The 16,034-nt window shown below is 65.3% G+C and carries 16 protein-coding genes and 1 riboswitch; of the genes, 8 read left to right on the top strand and 8 right to left on the bottom strand.

Features of this window, described 5'->3' with window-relative positions:
- Positions 1-20 precede the first annotated feature (20 nt).
- Positions 21-1,055, top strand: a complete 1,035-nt coding sequence (locus DDE20_RS04650; RefSeq protein WP_116557316.1) for a HesA/MoeB/ThiF family protein — start codon at positions 21-23, stop codon at positions 1,053-1,055.
- Positions 1,056-1,181: 126 nt separating this feature from the next.
- Here DDE20_RS04650 and DDE20_RS04645 read toward each other — a convergent pair whose 3' ends face one another.
- Positions 1,182-2,063, bottom strand: a complete 882-nt coding sequence (locus tag DDE20_RS04645; protein ID WP_116557315.1) for a ChaN family lipoprotein — start codon at positions 2,061-2,063, stop codon at positions 1,182-1,184.
- Positions 2,060-2,938, bottom strand: a complete 879-nt coding sequence (locus DDE20_RS04640) for an RNA polymerase factor sigma-32 (protein ID WP_116557314.1) — start codon at positions 2,936-2,938, stop codon at positions 2,060-2,062. Before DDE20_RS04640 ends, DDE20_RS04645 begins: the two co-directional genes overlap by 4 nt.
- A 177-nt stretch (positions 2,939-3,115) precedes the next feature.
- On the opposite strand from DDE20_RS04640, the gene DDE20_RS04635 reads away from it, so the two are divergent.
- On the top strand, positions 3,116-4,000 hold the full coding sequence (locus DDE20_RS04635; RefSeq protein ID WP_116557313.1) for a glutathione S-transferase: 885 nt from the start codon (positions 3,116-3,118) through the stop codon (positions 3,998-4,000).
- Here the strand turns inward: DDE20_RS04635 and queG are convergent.
- From queG to mtgA, 3 genes are all read right to left on the bottom strand, one after another.
- The gene (gene queG, locus DDE20_RS04630) at positions 3,986-5,041 is read right to left on the bottom strand and encodes a tRNA epoxyqueuosine(34) reductase QueG (RefSeq protein ID WP_116557312.1); all 1,056 of its coding nucleotides are present in this window, start codon (positions 5,039-5,041) and stop codon (positions 3,986-3,988) included. The two genes, DDE20_RS04635 and queG, sit on opposite strands and share 15 nt — an antisense overlap.
- Positions 5,042-5,191: 150 nt before the next feature.
- Positions 5,192-5,857: an FtsZ-binding protein FzlA gene (gene fzlA / locus DDE20_RS04625; RefSeq protein WP_116557311.1), complete on the bottom strand. Its 666-nt coding sequence runs from the start codon at positions 5,855-5,857 to the stop codon at positions 5,192-5,194.
- A 108-nt stretch (positions 5,858-5,965) separates the two neighbouring features.
- A complete protein-coding gene (mtgA, locus tag DDE20_RS04620) occupies positions 5,966-6,709 on the bottom strand; it encodes a monofunctional biosynthetic peptidoglycan transglycosylase (RefSeq protein WP_116557310.1) in 744 nt (247 codons plus the stop codon).
- A gap of 224 nt (positions 6,710-6,933) precedes the next feature.
- Between mtgA and DDE20_RS04615 the strand changes: the two genes are divergently transcribed.
- The 5 genes from DDE20_RS04615 (at position 6,934) to DDE20_RS04595 (ending at position 12,227) form a co-directional block, all read left to right on the top strand.
- Positions 6,934-7,545 carry a glutathione S-transferase family protein gene (locus DDE20_RS04615; RefSeq protein WP_116557843.1) on the top strand — a complete coding sequence of 204 codons (612 nt, stop codon included), beginning with the start codon at positions 6,934-6,936 and terminating at the stop codon, positions 7,543-7,545.
- 711 nt (positions 7,546-8,256) lie between these two features.
- Entirely contained in the window at positions 8,257-8,817 is a 561-nt protein-coding gene (gene petA, locus DDE20_RS04610; protein ID WP_116557842.1) for a ubiquinol-cytochrome c reductase iron-sulfur subunit, read from the top strand.
- Positions 8,818-8,829: 12 nt separating this feature from the next.
- Positions 8,830-10,179 carry a cytochrome b gene (gene petB, locus DDE20_RS04605; protein ID WP_116557309.1) on the top strand — a complete coding sequence of 450 codons (1,350 nt, stop codon included), beginning with the start codon at positions 8,830-8,832 and terminating at the stop codon, positions 10,177-10,179.
- A gap of 20 nt (positions 10,180-10,199) precedes the next feature.
- A complete protein-coding gene (locus DDE20_RS04600) occupies positions 10,200-10,985 on the top strand; it encodes a cytochrome c1 (protein WP_116557308.1) in 786 nt (261 codons plus the stop codon).
- A 681-nt stretch (positions 10,986-11,666) separates the two neighbouring features.
- Positions 11,667-12,227 (top strand): hypothetical protein, encoded by a 561-nt coding sequence (locus tag DDE20_RS04595; RefSeq protein WP_116557307.1) that lies wholly within the window; start codon positions 11,667-11,669, stop codon positions 12,225-12,227.
- Here DDE20_RS04595 and DDE20_RS04590 read toward each other — a convergent pair.
- The 3 genes from DDE20_RS04590 to thiB are packed head-to-tail and all read right to left on the bottom strand — an operon-like array spanning position 12,218 to position 15,479.
- Complete coding sequence (locus DDE20_RS04590) at positions 12,218-12,916, bottom strand: thiamine ABC transporter ATP-binding protein (protein ID WP_116557306.1); 699 nt, start codon at positions 12,914-12,916, stop codon at positions 12,218-12,220. The genes DDE20_RS04595 and DDE20_RS04590 overlap by 10 nt on opposite strands.
- The gene (locus tag DDE20_RS04585; RefSeq protein WP_240607843.1) at positions 12,903-14,453 is read right to left on the bottom strand and encodes an ABC transporter permease family protein; all 1,551 of its coding nucleotides are present in this window, start codon (positions 14,451-14,453) and stop codon (positions 12,903-12,905) included. The genes DDE20_RS04590 and DDE20_RS04585 overlap by 14 nt, the downstream gene beginning before the upstream one ends.
- Before the next feature lie 30 nt (positions 14,454-14,483).
- Positions 14,484-15,479, bottom strand: coding sequence for a thiamine ABC transporter substrate binding subunit (thiB, locus tag DDE20_RS04580; protein ID WP_116557305.1), 996 nt, complete (start codon positions 15,477-15,479; stop codon positions 14,484-14,486).
- 38 nt (positions 15,480-15,517) lie between these two features.
- A riboswitch (TPP riboswitch) is annotated at positions 15,518-15,628 on the bottom strand.
- Between the two features lie 68 nt (positions 15,629-15,696).
- Between thiB and DDE20_RS04575 the strand changes: the two genes are divergently transcribed.
- Positions 15,697-16,017, top strand: coding sequence for an antibiotic biosynthesis monooxygenase family protein (locus tag DDE20_RS04575; RefSeq protein WP_116557304.1), 321 nt, complete (start codon positions 15,697-15,699; stop codon positions 16,015-16,017).
- The last annotated feature ends 17 nt before the right edge of the window (positions 16,018-16,034 follow it).

Here is a 16,034-nt window from a genome sequence, read left to right as displayed (position 1 = left end):
GTGACGAGGAGTTTCCCGCAATGATCTCTGTGCTGTTTCTGGGCGTGGCGCTATTTGCCTTTGGCACGCTGTTTGGTGCCTCGATGCGCCTGCGGTTGGGGCTTTTGGGCGCGCTTTGGGCGCTGGTGGTGCTGATCCATCTGACCCTGCCCGCAGGCGCCGATCTGCGGGTGGCGACCGGCGGCGATGCGCGCCCATGGCTGGTGCTCGCCGCCGTGGCGCTGATCATCTGGGGCTATCGCGCGGGGCTGGGGCGGTTGCGCGCAAAGGCGCAGAGCAAAGCCCCGGCGCCCGCCGCCACCGGCACATTCAGCGACGCCGAGTTGCACCGCTACGCCCGCCATATGATGCTGCGTGAATTGGGCGGGCCGGGGCAGAAGCGGCTGAAAGAGGCCAAGGTGCTGGTGATTGGCGCTGGCGGGCTGGGCTCGCCGATCATGCTCTATCTGGCAGCCGCGGGCGTGGGCACCATCGGGGTGATCGACGATGACGCGGTCGATGCGACCAATCTACAGCGGCAGGTGATCCACACAGACCAGAGCATCGGCATGCCCAAGGTGTTCTCGGCACAGCAACAGGTCGAAGCGCTCAACCCCTATGTCGAATTCCGCCCCTATCACCGGCGGCTGACCGAGGATGACGCCGCGGCGCTGTTCTCCGAGTATGATCTGGTGATGGATGGCACGGATAATTTCGACACCCGCTATCTGGTCAACCGCGTTGTGGTGGCGCAGGGGATGCCGTTGATTGCCGCCGCGCTGACCCAATGGGAGGGGCAGCTGTCGATCTATGATCCGGCGCGCGGCGCGCCCTGTTTTCAATGCGTGTTCCCCGAGCGTCCGGCGCCGGGTCTGGTGCCCAGTTGCGCCGAGGCCGGTGTCGTCTCGGCCCTGCCCGGGGTGATGGGCACGATGATGGCGCTGGAGGCGATCAAGCTGATTTCCGGTGCGGGCGAGACATTGCGCGGGCATCTGATGATCTATGACGGGCTCTATGCCGAGACCCGCAAGATGAAGATCACCCGCCGCGCGGACTGTCAGGTCTGCGGTGGTTGAGGGCGGCGGTGGTTGAGAGTGGCGGCGGGGCATGCGCCTCACGCGGAAACGCTTACGGATTGATCCGCAAGACCACTCCCCCACGCTATCCCTTAGTGCCAGCCCGCCCGCGCTATTCCTGCCGCATTAATCTTCGGCGGGCGGGGCGAATGCGGCGCAGGGATCGGGGCGCGGATGCGGCGCGGTGACCAGCCAGAGATCATGCGGCACCGCCTCGCCGGAAGCGGCTTCGGCATCTGATTCGAACTGCCCCAGCGAGAGCACCGAGACCTCGGGCGCGGCGATCTGCAGCAGCGCCGGCACCCCGTGATCATGCCGTGCATGACCGTTGCCGGTGATCACCACCACCGGCCCGCCGGTCTGCTCCATCGCCATGAGCACCGCCTGCGCCAATGACGCATCGCGCAGCCGCTGCGCCTCGACCAGCCCCGCCATCATCGCTTCGGGCATGGCGCGGCAATGGGCCTCGAATTGCGCCGCCTCACGCAGGGCCTGCGCCGCGGGATCAAGCGGCAATTGCAGGCCGAACCGCGCCGCCTGCGCGCCGAACACCGGCGCCGCCCCCTGCGCAAAGGCCTCACGCGCCTGCGCCCGCGGCACATGCGCGCCGTAATGACGCGCCGCGCCCGCGGCCTCGGTGATCGGATGATAGAGCGCATAGTCGGGCCAGCCGCTCTCGGCCCAGCCCAGCGCCGCCTCGACCATATCGGCATCGTCGCGCCGCTCGGGCATACGCGCGGCCTGCGCCTCGGTCAGCATCTCCCAGACGATGGCGGCGGGGGCCAACGCCCGCACCGCCCGCGCCTGATTGAGATGATGTATCGGGTTGTCATGCAGCTCGCCCAAGATCGTGACATCGGCGGGCGGCAGCGCATCGAGCGCCTGCGGCTGGATCTGCGAGGCCGAAGCGAGCCCTGCGGTGCTAGCAAGAACGGCGGTGCTGGCGAGAATAGCGGCGTATAGGGCGGCGTTTCGGCGCGGCCGCGGGCGGTATTTAATCCTGATCATACCAGTAGGGAATAGACATCTTCCCCCTGACGCTCAAGCGTTTTGCGCATCTTTCCCAGCGCCGCGGATTCGATCTGGCGCACCCGCTCTTTTGACAGACCCAACTCGCCGCCCAGCGATTCCAGCGTCCGCGGCTCTTCGCGCAGTTTGCGTTCGCGCAGCACCAGTTGCTCGCGCTCGGATAGTGCCGCCATCGCCGCCACCAGCCAGCCGCGCAGCGCCCGCAGGTCATGGCGCGCGCTGACCAGATCATCGGCGCCGGGCCGGTCATCCTCCAGCGTGTCGATCCATTCGCGGCCCTCATCCTCGCCCGATTGGGTGGCATTGAGCGACATATCCGCCCCCGAAAGCCGCCCCTGCATCATCTCGACATCATGCAGCGGCACGCCGATCTGCTGGGCAATCCGCGCGCGCATCTGGTGGCCGTCCAACTCCTCACCCATCTCGCGGGCCTCGCGCTGGACCTGTACCTGCACCCGCTTGAGGTTGAAAAACAGCGCCTTCTGGCTGCTGGTCGAACCGGTGCGCACCATCGAATGATTGCGCATCACGAAATCCTGAATCGAGGCTTTGATCCACCAGATCGCATAGGTCGAGAACCGCACCCCGCGATCAGGGTCGAATTTCTCGGCGGCTTTCATCAGGCCCAAACCGGCCTCTTGGATCAGGTCATTCACCGGCGCGCCGTATTTGCGGTATTTCGACGCCATCGAGATCGCCAGCCGCATATAGGCGGTGATCAGCCGGTGCAGCGCCTGTTCGTCACGCTGATCGCGCCAAGCCAGCGCCAGGGTGCGTTCGGTCTCGGCATCCAATAGCTCGGCCCGCATCATCCTGCGGGTAAATTGCCGGTCGTCACTGAAATCGAGGGCCATATCTTCTCTCCGCTTTAGGGATACTACGCGGTGAGGGCGGATTTGGTTCACCCGATGACGGAAAGTTGTTGTGACATTTGCCGCGCGCGCCCCAGGCGGAGGGGGAGAAACCGATAGGCGCGGGGCGGGTTTTGCGGCAGCATGGCGGCTTACGCCTGACCGGAAAGGATGCGCCTCATGGGTTACGAGACAGGTTATGAGTTATGTATCGGCGACCGCGCCTATTCCAGTTGGTCGCTGCGCGGCTGGCTGCTGTTCGAGGCCTTCGGGATCGGTTGTGCGCTGACCCGCACGCGGCTCTATGAGCCCGGGTTTGCGCAGACGCTTGCCGCATTCGCCCCGGCGCGCAGCGTGCCCGCGCTGCGCCTGCCCGAGGGCGCGGTGATCAGCGACAGTCTGGCGATTGCTGAGGAACTGGCCAGCCGCCACCCCGAGGCCGGGCTCTGGCCCAAGGACCCCAAGGCGCGCGCCGTCGCCCGCCATCTCGCCGCCGAGATGCATGCGTCTTTCACCGCCCTGCGCAGCCATTGCGCGATGAACCTGCGGGTTTGTTACACTGATTGCGCGCCACCGGCGGCGGTGCTTGCGGATCTGGCGCGGCTTGAGGAACTCTGGGCCTGGGCGCGGGCGGAATGCGGCAGCGTGGGGCCGTGGCTTTGCGGGGATTATAGCGTGGCGGATGTGTTTTTCGCCCCGGTGGCGGCGCGGATCGCGGGCCATGCGCTGCCGGTCTCGCCCGCGGCGCAGGCCTATGTCGCCGCGCATTTCGCGCATCTGCCGTTTCGCCGCTGGCGGGCGATGGCGCAGGTAGATGGTGCCGATCAACCCGCCTATAGGCGCGACTGGCCGACCCGCGATTGGGCGCTGCCCGAGGTGCTGCCAAGTGCGCCGCTCGCTACCGGCCCCTCGGTGAACGCCGCCTGCCCCTATTCCGGCCTGCCGGTGACCCATTTCCTGCGCGTCAACGGGCAGGTGCTTGGCTTTTGCAACGCATTTTGCCGCGACAAGACCGGCGCCGACCCCGAGGCCTGGCCGCAGGCGATGGCGCTACTCGAGCCGTGACACCGCCCAGCGCGCCGCCTCGGCCACCGTCGCGTCGGGGTCCTCGGTAAGCCCCTGCGCCACCGGCTTCAGATGCGGCTTGCCCGAGTTGCCAATCGCATAAAGCACATTGCGCACAAAGCGGTCGCGGCCAATGCGTTTGACCGGCGAACCCGAGAACAGCGCGCGAAAGCCTGCGTCATCCAGCCCCGCCAGCTCGGCCAGATCCGGCGCGATCAGATCCGGCCGCGCGGCGTATTTCACCTCGCTGGCGGCGACGGCGAATTTATTCCACGGGCAGGCGGCCAGACAATCATCGCAACCGTAGATATGGTTGCCGATCAGCGCGCGCAATTCGGGGTCAATCGGCCCTTTATGCTCGATCGTCAGATAGGAAATGCAGCGCCGTGCATCCAGTTGAAAGGGCGCCGGAAAGGCATCGGTGGGACAGGCCTCGAGACAGGCGGTGCAAGAGCCGCAATTCTCCCGCGCCGGCGCATCCACCGGCATCTCCAGCGTGGTGAAAATCGCGCCGAGAAAGAACCAATTGCCCAAGTCGCGGCTCAGCAGATTGGTGTGTTTGCCCTGCCAGCCCAGCCCCGCCGCCTCGGCCAAGGGTTTTTCCATCACCGGCGCGGTATCGACGAAGACCTTGATCTCGCCCCCCACCGCCTCGATCATCCAGCGCCCCAGCCGTTTCAGCCGCTTTTTCACCACATCATGGTAATCGCGGTTCTGCGCATAGACCGAGATCGCGCCTTTCTCCGGCTGCGCCAGCACCGCCATCGGATCATGCGCGGGCGTATAGGCCTCGGCCAGCATCAGGACCGAGCGCGCCTCGGGCCAGAGCGCCGCCGGATTGCCGCGCCAGGCCATGCGCTCTTCCATCCAGCCCATCTGCCCATGACGCCCCGCCTCGACATAGTCTTTCAGGCGCGCGGCGGCCTGCGGGATCGCATCGGGCCGGGTGATCCGCGCCGCCGAAAACCCCTCTTCCAGCGCCCGCGCCACCAGCCGTTCTTTGAAGGCCTCCGGCTCAAATGCCTCTACCGCCCGCGCCATCAGCGCCGCCCTCGCTTCATCTTGCCACAAATACTCTGGTGGGAGGCGCGACAGCGCCGTGGGAGGTGAAACCTCCCGGCGGGGCGAGGGGGTTCGATGCCCCCGAGCCACGCCCCCCGGAGGGTCACAGGCGAGGCCACCACGGTCACCTTAGAAATCCAGATCGGCATAGCGCCGTGGTGGCGGCATGCCGGGCACCTGATCGGCCAAGAGCGGGCGGAAGGCGGGGCGGGATTTGATCGTCGCATACCAGTCCTTGACCAGCGGCGCGCGCTCCCAATCCACGTCATTGATGTAATCAAGGCAGGACAGATGCGCGGCGGCGGCGAAATCGGCCAGCGTCATCGCATTCCCCGCCAGCCAGCGGCGGTGTTCCAACAGCCAGCTCATATAATCGAGATGGTATTTGATCCGCGTCGAGCCGGTCTTGATCTTTTGCGAATCCGGATAGCCGCGGCCCATCAGCTTTTTATTCACCCGCTCATAGAGCAGGTTCGCGGTCACCTCGGTGTGGAAGGTGTCATCAAACCACGCGCAGAGACGGCGCACCTCGTAGCGACCGGCGGGGTCATTGGGCATCAGGCTGGGCTCGGGATGCACATCATCGAGAAACTCGCAGATCGCCTGACTTTCCGCCAGCATGCGCCCGTCATAGCGCAGGATCGGCACTTTGCCTGCGGGATTGCGGCGCAGGAAGTCGGTGCCCGCCTCCCAATAGCGTTCTTCGATCAGCTTCACCTCCAGCCGCTTTTCGGCCAGCGTCAAGCGGACCTTACGGCAGAACGGCGAAAGCGGGACATGAAACAGGCTGAGCATAGGTCTCTACGGTCGGTTCAAGGCTTCTTCCCTTTGCACCCTTGGCGGCAAAGTTCAACCGTCCTCCCTGCCGCAGGGCGCGGCGAGGGGGTGCGGCGGCGGGGCGTATCAGGGTTGAAAACAGGCGGCGCGGTCGTCGCGGTCAATGGTCGCGGCGCCGTCGACAATCGCCGCCGCACGGCGCTGGATCCAATCGGTCGGACGGCCCGCATTGCGCACTTGCGGCGCAGGCAATACGGCAGCCAGAAGCGCCGCCTGCCGCGCGCTCAGATCAATCGGATCGCGGTCGAAATGCCGGTGCGAGGCGGCTTCGACCCCGAACACCCCCTCGCCGAATTCGGCGATATTCAGATAGACCTCGATGATCCGCCGCTTCGGCCAGAGGATTTCCACCATCGGGGTGATCACCGCCTCCAGCGCCTTTCGGATCCAGCTACGCCCCTGCCAGAGAAACACATTCTTCACCACCTGCTGGCTCAGCGTCGAGGCGCCGCGCCCCGAGCCTTCGGCCAGCGCCTGCCGGATTGCCGACATATCGAACCCCCAGTGGCGGCAGAAATTCGCGTCCTCGGCGGCAACCACCGAGCGCGCCATCACCGGCGCGATCTGCTCCATATCCACCCAGGACTGCTGAATTTCGCCGAGCCGCCGCGATTCCTGCCACATATAGATGCCGCCGGGCGGATCAACGAACCGATACAGCGCCACCCAGAGCACCAAAAGCGCCGCCAAGCCCACCAGCCCGAGCAGCGTGTAGCGCCAGACGCGGCGGATAAAATCAGCGATTCGCTCGATCACCCGCCGGTGCAGCGGGGGTTTTTTCTTTTTGCGGGGTCTGCTCTTTTTTGCCATGCGCGCAGTTAACGGCCTGTTCATGGGGCTATCAAGCCTTGACTTGTCGCAGCGGCGCACCCCTGCCGCCCTGCCCCCGATATTCGGGTGGGCGATCCTTGGCCCATGGCGCCGACAGAGCGCCGCAAGGCAATAGACAGCCGATGGCAACCTGCTAGCTTGGGCGCATAGGCGCGCCGCATATGGCTGCGCCATGTCAGGTGCTAAAAAGGATCACGCCGATGATGGTGCTGCATTACAGCCGTCCCTCGCCCTATGTTCGCAAAGTGATGATCATGCTGCATGAGGCGCATATGCTCGATCAGGTCGAGCTTGCCGCCGCCACCGGCACGCCGGTTGATTCGGGCACGATGCCGGTGGATCACAACCCGCTGGGCAAGATACCGGCGCTGGAACGCGCCGATGGCTGCACGCTGTATGACAGCCGGGTGATCTGCCGCTATCTCGCCAGTATCGCCAGCAAGGGCCCCGCCTTCTACCCCGAGGGCGCGCGGCTGTGGGAGGTTCTGACCCTTGAGGCGACGGCGGACGGGATTTTGGATGCGGCGATCCTGATGCGCTATGAAACCGCACTGCGCGCGCCCGAGGGGCAATTCGAGCCCTGGATCGAGGGGCAATGGGCCAAGATCACCCGCGCGCTCGACGCGATTGAGTCGCGCTGGATGGCGCATCTGGCGGGGCCTCTGTGCATGGGGCAGATCGCGGTGGCCTGCGCCTGTGGTTATCTGGACTTCCGCCACGAAGCGCGCGGCTGGCGCGAGAGCCGTCCGGCGCTGGCGGCGTGGTATTCCGCCTTCCGCGCCCGCCCCTCGATGCAGCAGACCGCGCCCGAGTGATCGGGAGGGTTGCGGGCAGTGGCTGTGCCGGAGGGCTTGCGCTTAGAGGCGGCGGGTGACTGCATCCGAGGAGCGGTGCTGGAGCCGCTGCTCTTGAGCGCCAGTGCCTGACTGCCTGCACTGGTGGCGCGGTCATTGAGTGCCTGTGCTCGAAGGGTTTTGCCCGAAGGACTGGGCCTGAAGGACTGGGCCCGAAATAGGGTGCTCGCGGCGTTGTCGTTGCGTATCTGTGCCCAAAGGATTGGGCCTGTGCGTCTGGGCTGAAGTATAGGCGTCAGCTGGGGCGGTGATTCTGCGGCCTAGTGACCCCGCGATAGGCGGGGGCGCGGTGTCGCAGGGGCGGGTCGCAGGTGGCGGGGCGTGGGCTTTCGAAGAGGCGGCGCAGATGCTGGTGAAGGCGGCGGCGGGGAACTGGCGTCGGCGCCGGTTTTTTGCCCGCCCCCCTGTTTTTCTGGCCCCATGGTGCTTATCTGGCCGTTTGATCAGCAAACAGGCGCCCGGGATTCAGGTTTCGGTAGCCATGATCCGCAGGGCTTCGCCGCCACAGGGCCTTGCGACGACACGGCAAATCCGCACAGGTGCGGCATAATTCCTCTGTTTCGCGGCTGGACTGGCGTTCAAATCGCCGTTAAACCCGCCATGGACGCTGCAGGTGACTGCGGCTCGTTTCGGCTATGCGCCGAACCCGTGACCTTGAAATGGAGAATGCTCGTGTCCCACGCAGACGACAACGCAGGCACTCGCCGGGATTTTCTGTATTACGCGACCGCAGGTGCCGGTGCCGTTGCAACCGGCGCCGCAGTCTGGCCGCTTGTCAATCAGATGAACCCCTCGGCAGATGTGCAAGCCCTGTCCTCGATTTTCGTCGACATCAGCGGTGTTGCTGTCGGCACGCAGTTGACGGTGAACTTCCTCGGCAAGCCGGTGTTCATCCGCCGCCGCACCGAAGACGAGATCGAAGCCGCCCGCGCCGTGCCGCTGAGCGACCTGATGGATGATGCCTCGCAGAATCCGAACAAGCCGAACACCGATGCCGCGGATGAAAACCGCGCGCTGGACGAGAGTGGCGAGTGGCTGGTGATGACCGGCGTCTGCACCCACCTCGGCTGTGTGCCTCTGGGCAATGGCGCTGGCGACTTCGGCGGCTGGTTCTGCCCCTGCCACGGCTCGCATTATGACACCGCAGGTCGCATTCGCCGCGGCCCCGCGCCCGAAAACCTGCATATTCCCGTCGTCAGCTTCGTCGACGATTCCACCATCCAGCTCGGCTAAGGGAGACGAGGCATGTCCGGCATTCCCCACGACCATTACGAGCCCAAAACCGGTATTGAAAAGTGGCTTGACCGCCGCCTGCCGATTGTTGGGCTGATCTACGGCACCCTGATGATCCCGACCCCCAAGAACCTGAACTGGTGGTGGATCTGGGGCATTGTTCTGGCTTTCTGCCTGGTGTTGCAGATCGTCACCGGCATCGTTCTGGTGATGCATTTCACCCCGCATGCGGATATGGCGTTCAACTCGGTTGAGCATATCATGCGCAACGTGAACGGCGGCTATATGCTGCGCTATCTGCATATGAACGGCGCCTCGCTGTTCTTCTTTGCGGTCTATATCCACATCTTCCGCGGTCTCTACTACGGCAGCTACAAAGCCCCGCGTGAGGTGACCTGGATCATCGGCATGTTGATCTATCTGCTGATGATGGCCACCGGCTTCATGGGCTATGTGCTGCCCTGGGGTCAGATGTCGTTCTGGGGCGCCACCGTGATCACCGGCCTGTTCGGCGCGATCCCTGGTATCGGCGAGCCGATCCAGACCTGGCTGCTGGGTGGACCGGCGGTTGGCAATGCGACGCTGAACCGCTTCTTCTCGCTGCATTACCTCTTGCCCTTCGTGATTGCCGCTTTGGTGATCCTGCACGTCTGGGCCTTCCACACCACCGGCAACAACAACCCGACCGGTGTTGAAGTGCGCCGTGGCTCGAAGGAAGAAGCCGAGAAGGACACGCTGCCCTTCTGGCCCTATTTCGTGATCAAGGACCTGTTTGCGCTGGTGGTTGTGCTGGCGGTGTTCTGGGCGATTGTCGGCTTCATGCCGAACTTCCTTGGCCACCCTGACAACTACATCATGGCCGACCCCCTGGTGACGCCTGCGCATATCGTGCCGGAATGGTATTTCCTGCCGTTCTACGCGATCCTGCGCGCCTTTACCGCCGACGTCTGGGTGGTGATCGCCGCCAACTGGCTGTCGTTTGGCATCATCGACGCGAAGTTCTTTGGCGTCTTGGCGATGTTCGGCGCGATTGCGGTGATGGCGCTGACGCCCTGGCTCGACACTTCGGCGGTGCGCTCGGGCGCCAACCGGCCGATGTTCAAGTCGTTCTTCTGGCTGCTGGTGGTGGATTTCGTCGTCCTGATGTGGGCCGGCGCGATGCCTGCCGAACCGCCCTATTCGACGATCTCGCTGATCGGTTCGGCCTATTGGTTCGCCTATTTCCTGGTGATCCTGCCGCTTCTGGGGGTTCTGGAACGTCCCAAGGCCCCGCCGGCGACGATCGAGGCTGATTTTAAGGCCACTGTGAAAGCCAAGGCTGCAAAGGGCAAAGTTGCCGCTGAGCAGATCCCGGCCGAGTGAGCGAAAGGAAGAGTGATATCATGATCAAGAAACTTGCCCTTTCGGCCCTGATGGCCCTGACCCTCGGCAGCGCTCCGGCGCTGGCGGCGGGTGGCGAGCCCCACATCACCGATTATGCGTTCTCGTTCGAGGGGCCGTTCGGTTCCTATGATCAGGCGCAGTTGCAGCGCGGCCTGCAGGTCTACACCGAAGTGTGCTCGGCCTGCCACGGGCTGGAGCTGGTGGCGTTTCGCACGCTGACCGCCGAGACCGGTCTCGGGCTGGACGATGCCACCATGCGCGGCTTTGCCGCCAGCATGGAGGTGCCGGACGGTGACGGTGGCTGGCGTGCCGCTGGCGGGCCCGACCACTTCCCCGGTTCGATGGATGAGAATGCGCCGGACCTGAGCCTGATGGCCAAGGCCCGTGCCGGTTTCCATGGTCCCTACGGTCTGGGTATCAACCAGTTGATGCGCGGCATGGGCGGGGCGGAATATATCGCCTCGTTCCTGACCGGTTTCACCGGTGTTGAAGTCGAGGAAGGCGGCGCGTTCCTTTATGAAAACGCGGCTTTCGGCGGCAATGTCTCGATGGCGCCGCAGCTGTTCGACGATATGATCGAATACGCCGATGGCACGCAGGCCACCGAAGAGCAGATGGCGGTGGATGTGGCGGCCTTCCTGATGTGGGCCGCCGAGCCCAAGCAGACCGAGCGCAAGATGTGGGGCTTCATCGGCGTCATTTTCCTGACGCTCTTGGCCTCGCTGCTCTATCTGACCAACAAGCGTCTCTGGGCGCCGATCAAGGCCGAAGCCAAGCGCAGCTGAGCTTTGTCGCTATGAGATGTGAAACGCGCCCTTCGGGGCGCGTTTTGCGTTTGTGGAGGGTAGTGCGCTAAGCGCACCGCCTGGCCCGTGGAAACCACGGGCCGCGCCCGACCCTCCCAACGGGAGGGCGCAGTGGTGATGTCTTTCACCGCGCGACCCACATCAGTACTTTGACATGCGGCGCGCTGTTCAAAGGATTCGGGCGCCCACCCAGGGTCAGGCGCGACCCTATGCGCTTTGCTTTGGGCGTCGGCACAGACTGGCGCGATATTTGGCCGGCCTGCTGTGTGAGGCGTTACGGTTGCACCGTCAGGCCCGTGGCAACCACGGGCCGCGCCCGACCCTCCCCCCGGGAGGGCGCATTGGTGATGGCATTCACTGCGCAGCCCACATCTATGCTTGTGGGTGCGGCGCGCTGTTTAGAGAGTTGGGGCGCCCACCCAGGGTCGGGCGCGGCCCTATGTGCTTTGCTTCGGCGGTGCGCCGCGGGGTGGCGTGGGTTTGGGCGCAAGTTCGTTTCATAAGGCGGGGTCATGCCTCGGGCGCGCCCCTTCTGCGCCCTTCCCCTCACAGAGCCGTGAGGCGGGGGGATAACGGCGGGTTGGGGGGCTCGGGCCTCTGGTCAGGGGGGCATCACGCGGCTAGTCTGCTTGCGTTTCCAACCACCTGCCGGGTTTGTCCATGATCTGTATTCCGCGTTTGTTAGCCGCTGCCCTGACCGCCACCGCATTGTTGCTCCCAGCCCTGCCCGCCTCGGCGCAATGGGTGGCCTCGGGCCGTTGGGGGAGCGAGGACCGCTGGCGCTATGTGACGCCGGGCTCATGGCAGGTGTTGCGCAGCGATCATGAGGCGCATCCGGTGTCGATCCATGCCGAGGGCGAGAACCACCTTGGCCGGATCACGATCTGGTGCCGGCCGGGGACTGGCGAGAGCATGTTGCAATTCGATGCCTACAGGGGCGATGCGCTGCACCAGCCGCTGGCGGTGAGTGCCACGGCCTCGCCCCCCGCGGACCGCGTCACGCTGGTGATCGGTGAGCAGCGATTCGAGCGGGCGTTGCAATACGACCCTGCGCAGCGGGTCTGGACCGCGCGCGATATGCTGGATGAGGCGTTTTTACAGGCGTTTGCCTGGGGCAGCCGGATGCAGATGCTCAATGCGCAGGGCGCCGAGATCACCAGTTTCCGGCTGAATGGCTCCGGCGCGGCGGTCTCGGCGCTGAATGCCACCTGTCAGGAGTGACCGAGATATTCGGCGAGATCGGGCGGCGGGTCGGCGAGTAGTACATCGGTCGGGGTCGGGCCTTGGGTCTCGCCGCGGGCGACAACGATGGTCTCGGGGCAGAGCCGCCGCGCGTCTTCGGGATCATGGGTGATCATCAGCACGGTGGCGCGGTTTTGCGCGGCGATGCCCTCCACCAAATCGAGCATCTCGGCTTTCAGCGCTGGACCGAGCGCGGCGAAGGGTTCGTCGAGCACGATCAGGGGCCGCGCGCGCAGGAGCACCCGCGCGAGGGCGGTGCGGCTGATTTGGCCGCCCGATAGCTGCGCGGGTTTGCGTGTCTCGAAGCCTTCCAGCCCGACCTGCTCCAGCGCGTGCAGGACCGAGGCGCGCTGAGGCGCGGAGAGCCGCAGGTTGGGGTTCACCCCGAGGGCGACATTGTCGAAGACCGTCAGATGAGGCAGCAGGTTGTTGTCCTGAAACAGGATGCTGAGCGGGCGTTTGGCGGGCGGCAGCGTATCGATCCGCGCGCCCTCCCAGAGCACCCTGCCCTGCGCCAGCGGCACGAAACCGGCGATGGCGCCGACCAGCGTGGATTTGCCCGCGCCCGAGGGGCCGATGATTGCCACCCGCGCGCCCGCGTTGATGCGGAAATCGGCGCGCAGGGTGAAATCGTCTTGGGTGATGGTTACTTCGTCAAGCGTCAGCATTGCGGCCTCCTATCAGGCGTTCAACCAGCACGAAACCGGCCAGCGCGACGATCAGCAGCAACAGCGCCGCGCCCGCCGCATCGCCGGTGCGGTAAGCGCCCATCAGCCGCTGCATCTGCATCGGCAGGGTCTCGCCGCCGGTTTGTGCAAAGAGCACAATCACCCCGAGGTCACCGAGCGAGAGCGCCGCGCCCAGTGCCAGCGCGAAGCCCGCGGGGCGGCGCAGGCGGGGCCAGAGCACTAGCCGAAGATGCGCGCGCCAGCTGAGGCCCAAAGACAGCGAGAGCCTTGCAAAATCGGCCTCGGCGCGGCGGGCGGCGGGGAGGAGCGCGCGCAGGGCAAAGGGCAGCGCCATGGCGGCGTTGACGAAAGCGGTGACCGGCAGCGCCCAATGCGCGGGGTCGGAGATCGGGTGGATCAGGATGAACAGGCCGGTGCCGATGACCATTGGCGAGGCGATCAGCGCGGCCATGCCCAGCCCCTCGGGCCAGCGGCGGTGCAGACCAGCGAGGGTCAGCGCGGCGGACATCAGGGCGAGAAGGCCGACCGAGAGGGTGGCGACCTTGAGCGACTGCCAGAGCGCCAGCCAGACCGGCGCGGGTAGCCCGAGGATATAGGGCGCGCCGCGCAGCACCACCAGCGTCAGCGGCACCAGCAGGAACAGCGCCGCCATGGCGATGCTGCTGGCGTCAAGGAGGCGCGCGAGACCGCCGGGGGGCGGAGGGGCGGTGCGGTCGAGGCCGGAGATGCCGCTGTCGGGGAGGGTCAGGCGGGCGAGGATCAGCAGTGCTGCGGCGCCGATGGCGGCCTGTAAGAGCGCCAGAATTGCCGCGCGGCCAAGGTCGAAATCAAAGCGGAAAGCCTGATAGATCGCCAGTTCCAGCGTCGTCGCGCGGGGGCCGCCGCCGAGGATCAGCGCCACCGCGAAAGACGTCAGGCAGATCAGGAACACGACGGCCAAGGCTCCTGGCACGACGCGGGTGAGCATCGGGGCTTCGATATGGCGGAACCGCGCCCATGCGCCGAAGCCCAAGGACGCGGAAAGGCGTTGATGTTCGGCGGGCACTCGCGCCCAGCCTTGCAGGATCAGCCGCACCGAGAGCGGGAGGTTGAAAAACACATGCGCCAGTACCACGCCGTGGAGCCCGTAGATGCGGATCGGGGCGATGCCAAGGAGCGCCAGCGCCTCGTTGAACAGACCGTTGCGGCCAAACACCGCCAAGAGGCCGGTGATCGCGACCAAAGAGGGCAGGATGAAGGGCGCGCCCATCAACACCACCAAGAGCCCGCGCCCGAAGAACCGCCGCCGCGCCAGAGCCCGCGCCACCGGTATCGCCAAGAGCACCGAAAGCGCGGCGGACCAGAGCGCTTGGGTGACAGTAAACCGTGCCGCCGCCCAATCGGCGGGGGTGAGCGTGGCGCCATGCTCAGAACGGCTGATCACCGCGCCCAAAGCGCCGAGATTGACCAGCACAAGGGCCGCCGCCACGAGGACAGCGGCCCAGAGCAAGGCTTTGGGTTCAATGCGCCAGATCACGGGTGAGTCTCGGCCCCCATCGCAAGGCGCTTACTGCGCCAATGCCTCGCGCCAGACGTCCAAAGCGCCGTCACGCTGGGTCGCGGCCTCTTCGGCGGTCAACAGCAGCGAAACCTCGGGCACATGCAGCGCGTCGAAGGCGGGGTTGAGGCCCGATTCGGGCATCACCGCGGGATACATCCAGTTGGTCTCGGGGATCGCGGATTGGAAGCCGTCGGTGGTCATGAAGGCGATGAAATCGCGGGCAAGATCGGGCTGGCTGGAATTGGCCAGAATACCGGCGACCTCGACTTGCAGGTAATGACCCTCGGTGAAACCGGCGGCGGCGTAATTGGGGTTATCCTCGGCAATCGCGTGATAGGCGGGCGAGGTGGTGTAGCTGAGCACCATATCGGCCTCGCCCTCAAGGAACAGACCGTAAGCCTCGGACCAGCCCGGCGTGACGGTGACAATGCGCGGGGCCAGCCCTGCCCAGATCTCGGCGGCGCGCTCGGGGTATGCGGCCTCGATCCACATCAACAGGCCAAGGCCCGGAGTTGAGGAGCGCGGATCCTGAATGATGATGCTCAGGTCCGAGGCGATCAGTTCGTCGAAACTGGACGGCACGTTTTCGGTGCGGGTGGTGTCATAGACAAAGGCGAACCAGCTCCAGTCATAGGGCAGGAACAGGGGATCGTTCCACGCCACCGGCACCTCGAGATCGGGGGTCTGGCCATGGGGCGCAAAGAGGCCCGAGGCTTCGGCGGCATGGGTGAGATTGGTGTCGAGACCGAGCACCACATCGGCGGTGCTGCGCTCGCCGGTCAGCAGGAGCCGCGCCAGCATGGCGGCCCCGTCACCGGCGGATTCGAACACCAGATCACAGCCGCAATTGGCCTCGAAAGCCGCCTCGATGGCCGGTCCCGGCCCCCAGTCGGAGATGAAACTATCATAGGTCAGCACCCGCAATTGGGGTGTCTGCGCCTGCACGGGAGTGATCAATGCGGTGGCGGCCAATGCGCCTGCGACAAAGCTCGGAAATCTCATAACGTCCTCCAATGCGACGGATAGGGAGCAGGGTGGAGGAATGATTCCGTCACCTTCCCTCCGCCGGTTCTAACCGGTTCAGGTTCAGCGGGTTCATGACTTGCGCCACATCTCAGCCAGCGAAACCGCCAGCACCCCGAGGTAGGCTGCAACATAACCCTTTGCAGCGGCGCCGCAAGGGGGCAGGATGGAGGCAAGTAGCCAAGGGAGGTTCCTCATGCCAATCGACATCACCACCGATTTTCACGGCCAGACGGTCATTTCCACCTTCGAGATGACCCCCGGCACCTGCACCGATGTTCTGGAGGCGCTGACCACGGCCTATGACGAGGTGATCCGCAAACAGCCCGGATTTCTGGGCGGCGCGATCCATGTCAATGACGCGCAGACGCGGATTTCGACCTATTCACGCTGGGTCAAACGCGAGGATTTTCAGGCGATGCTGCGCACCCAAGAGATGCGCGAGCGCAACCGCGGGATTGCGGCGATGTGTTCGCGGTTCGAGCCGGTGATGTATGAGGTCGCGGCGGTATTCTGAGCACAACGTCGGCGCTT

It is taken from the genome of Pararhodobacter oceanensis, assembly GCF_003076755.1.
In the GTDB taxonomy this organism is placed as follows: domain Bacteria; phylum Pseudomonadota; class Alphaproteobacteria; order Rhodobacterales; family Rhodobacteraceae; genus Pararhodobacter; species Pararhodobacter oceanensis.
This window is presented reverse-complemented; position numbering and strand designations above follow the sequence as displayed.

Coding starts and splice junctions, on each gene's coding strand:
- DDE20_RS04650 (WP_116557316.1), top strand. CDS start 21: ATGATCTCTGTGCTGTTTCTGGGCGTGGCGCTATTTGCCTTTGGCACG.
- DDE20_RS04645 (WP_116557315.1), bottom strand. CDS start 2,063: ATGATCAGGATTAAATACCGCCCGCGGCCGCGCCGAAACGCCGCCCTA.
- DDE20_RS04640 (WP_116557314.1), bottom strand. CDS start 2,938: ATGGCCCTCGATTTCAGTGACGACCGGCAATTTACCCGCAGGATGATG.
- DDE20_RS04635 (WP_116557313.1), top strand. CDS start 3,116: ATGGGTTACGAGACAGGTTATGAGTTATGTATCGGCGACCGCGCCTAT.
- queG (WP_116557312.1), bottom strand. CDS start 5,041: ATGGCGCGGGCGGTAGAGGCATTTGAGCCGGAGGCCTTCAAAGAACGG.
- fzlA (WP_116557311.1), bottom strand. CDS start 5,857: ATGCTCAGCCTGTTTCATGTCCCGCTTTCGCCGTTCTGCCGTAAGGTC.
- mtgA (WP_116557310.1), bottom strand. CDS start 6,709: ATGGCAAAAAAGAGCAGACCCCGCAAAAAGAAAAAACCCCCGCTGCAC.
- DDE20_RS04615 (WP_116557843.1), top strand. CDS start 6,934: ATGGTGCTGCATTACAGCCGTCCCTCGCCCTATGTTCGCAAAGTGATG.
- petB (WP_116557309.1), top strand. CDS start 8,830: ATGTCCGGCATTCCCCACGACCATTACGAGCCCAAAACCGGTATTGAA.
- DDE20_RS04600 (WP_116557308.1), top strand. CDS start 10,200: ATGATCAAGAAACTTGCCCTTTCGGCCCTGATGGCCCTGACCCTCGGC.
- DDE20_RS04595 (WP_116557307.1), top strand. CDS start 11,667: ATGATCTGTATTCCGCGTTTGTTAGCCGCTGCCCTGACCGCCACCGCA.
- DDE20_RS04590 (WP_116557306.1), bottom strand. CDS start 12,916: ATGCTGACGCTTGACGAAGTAACCATCACCCAAGACGATTTCACCCTG.
- thiB (WP_116557305.1), bottom strand. CDS start 15,479: ATGAGATTTCCGAGCTTTGTCGCAGGCGCATTGGCCGCCACCGCATTG.
- DDE20_RS04575 (WP_116557304.1), top strand. CDS start 15,697: ATGCCAATCGACATCACCACCGATTTTCACGGCCAGACGGTCATTTCC.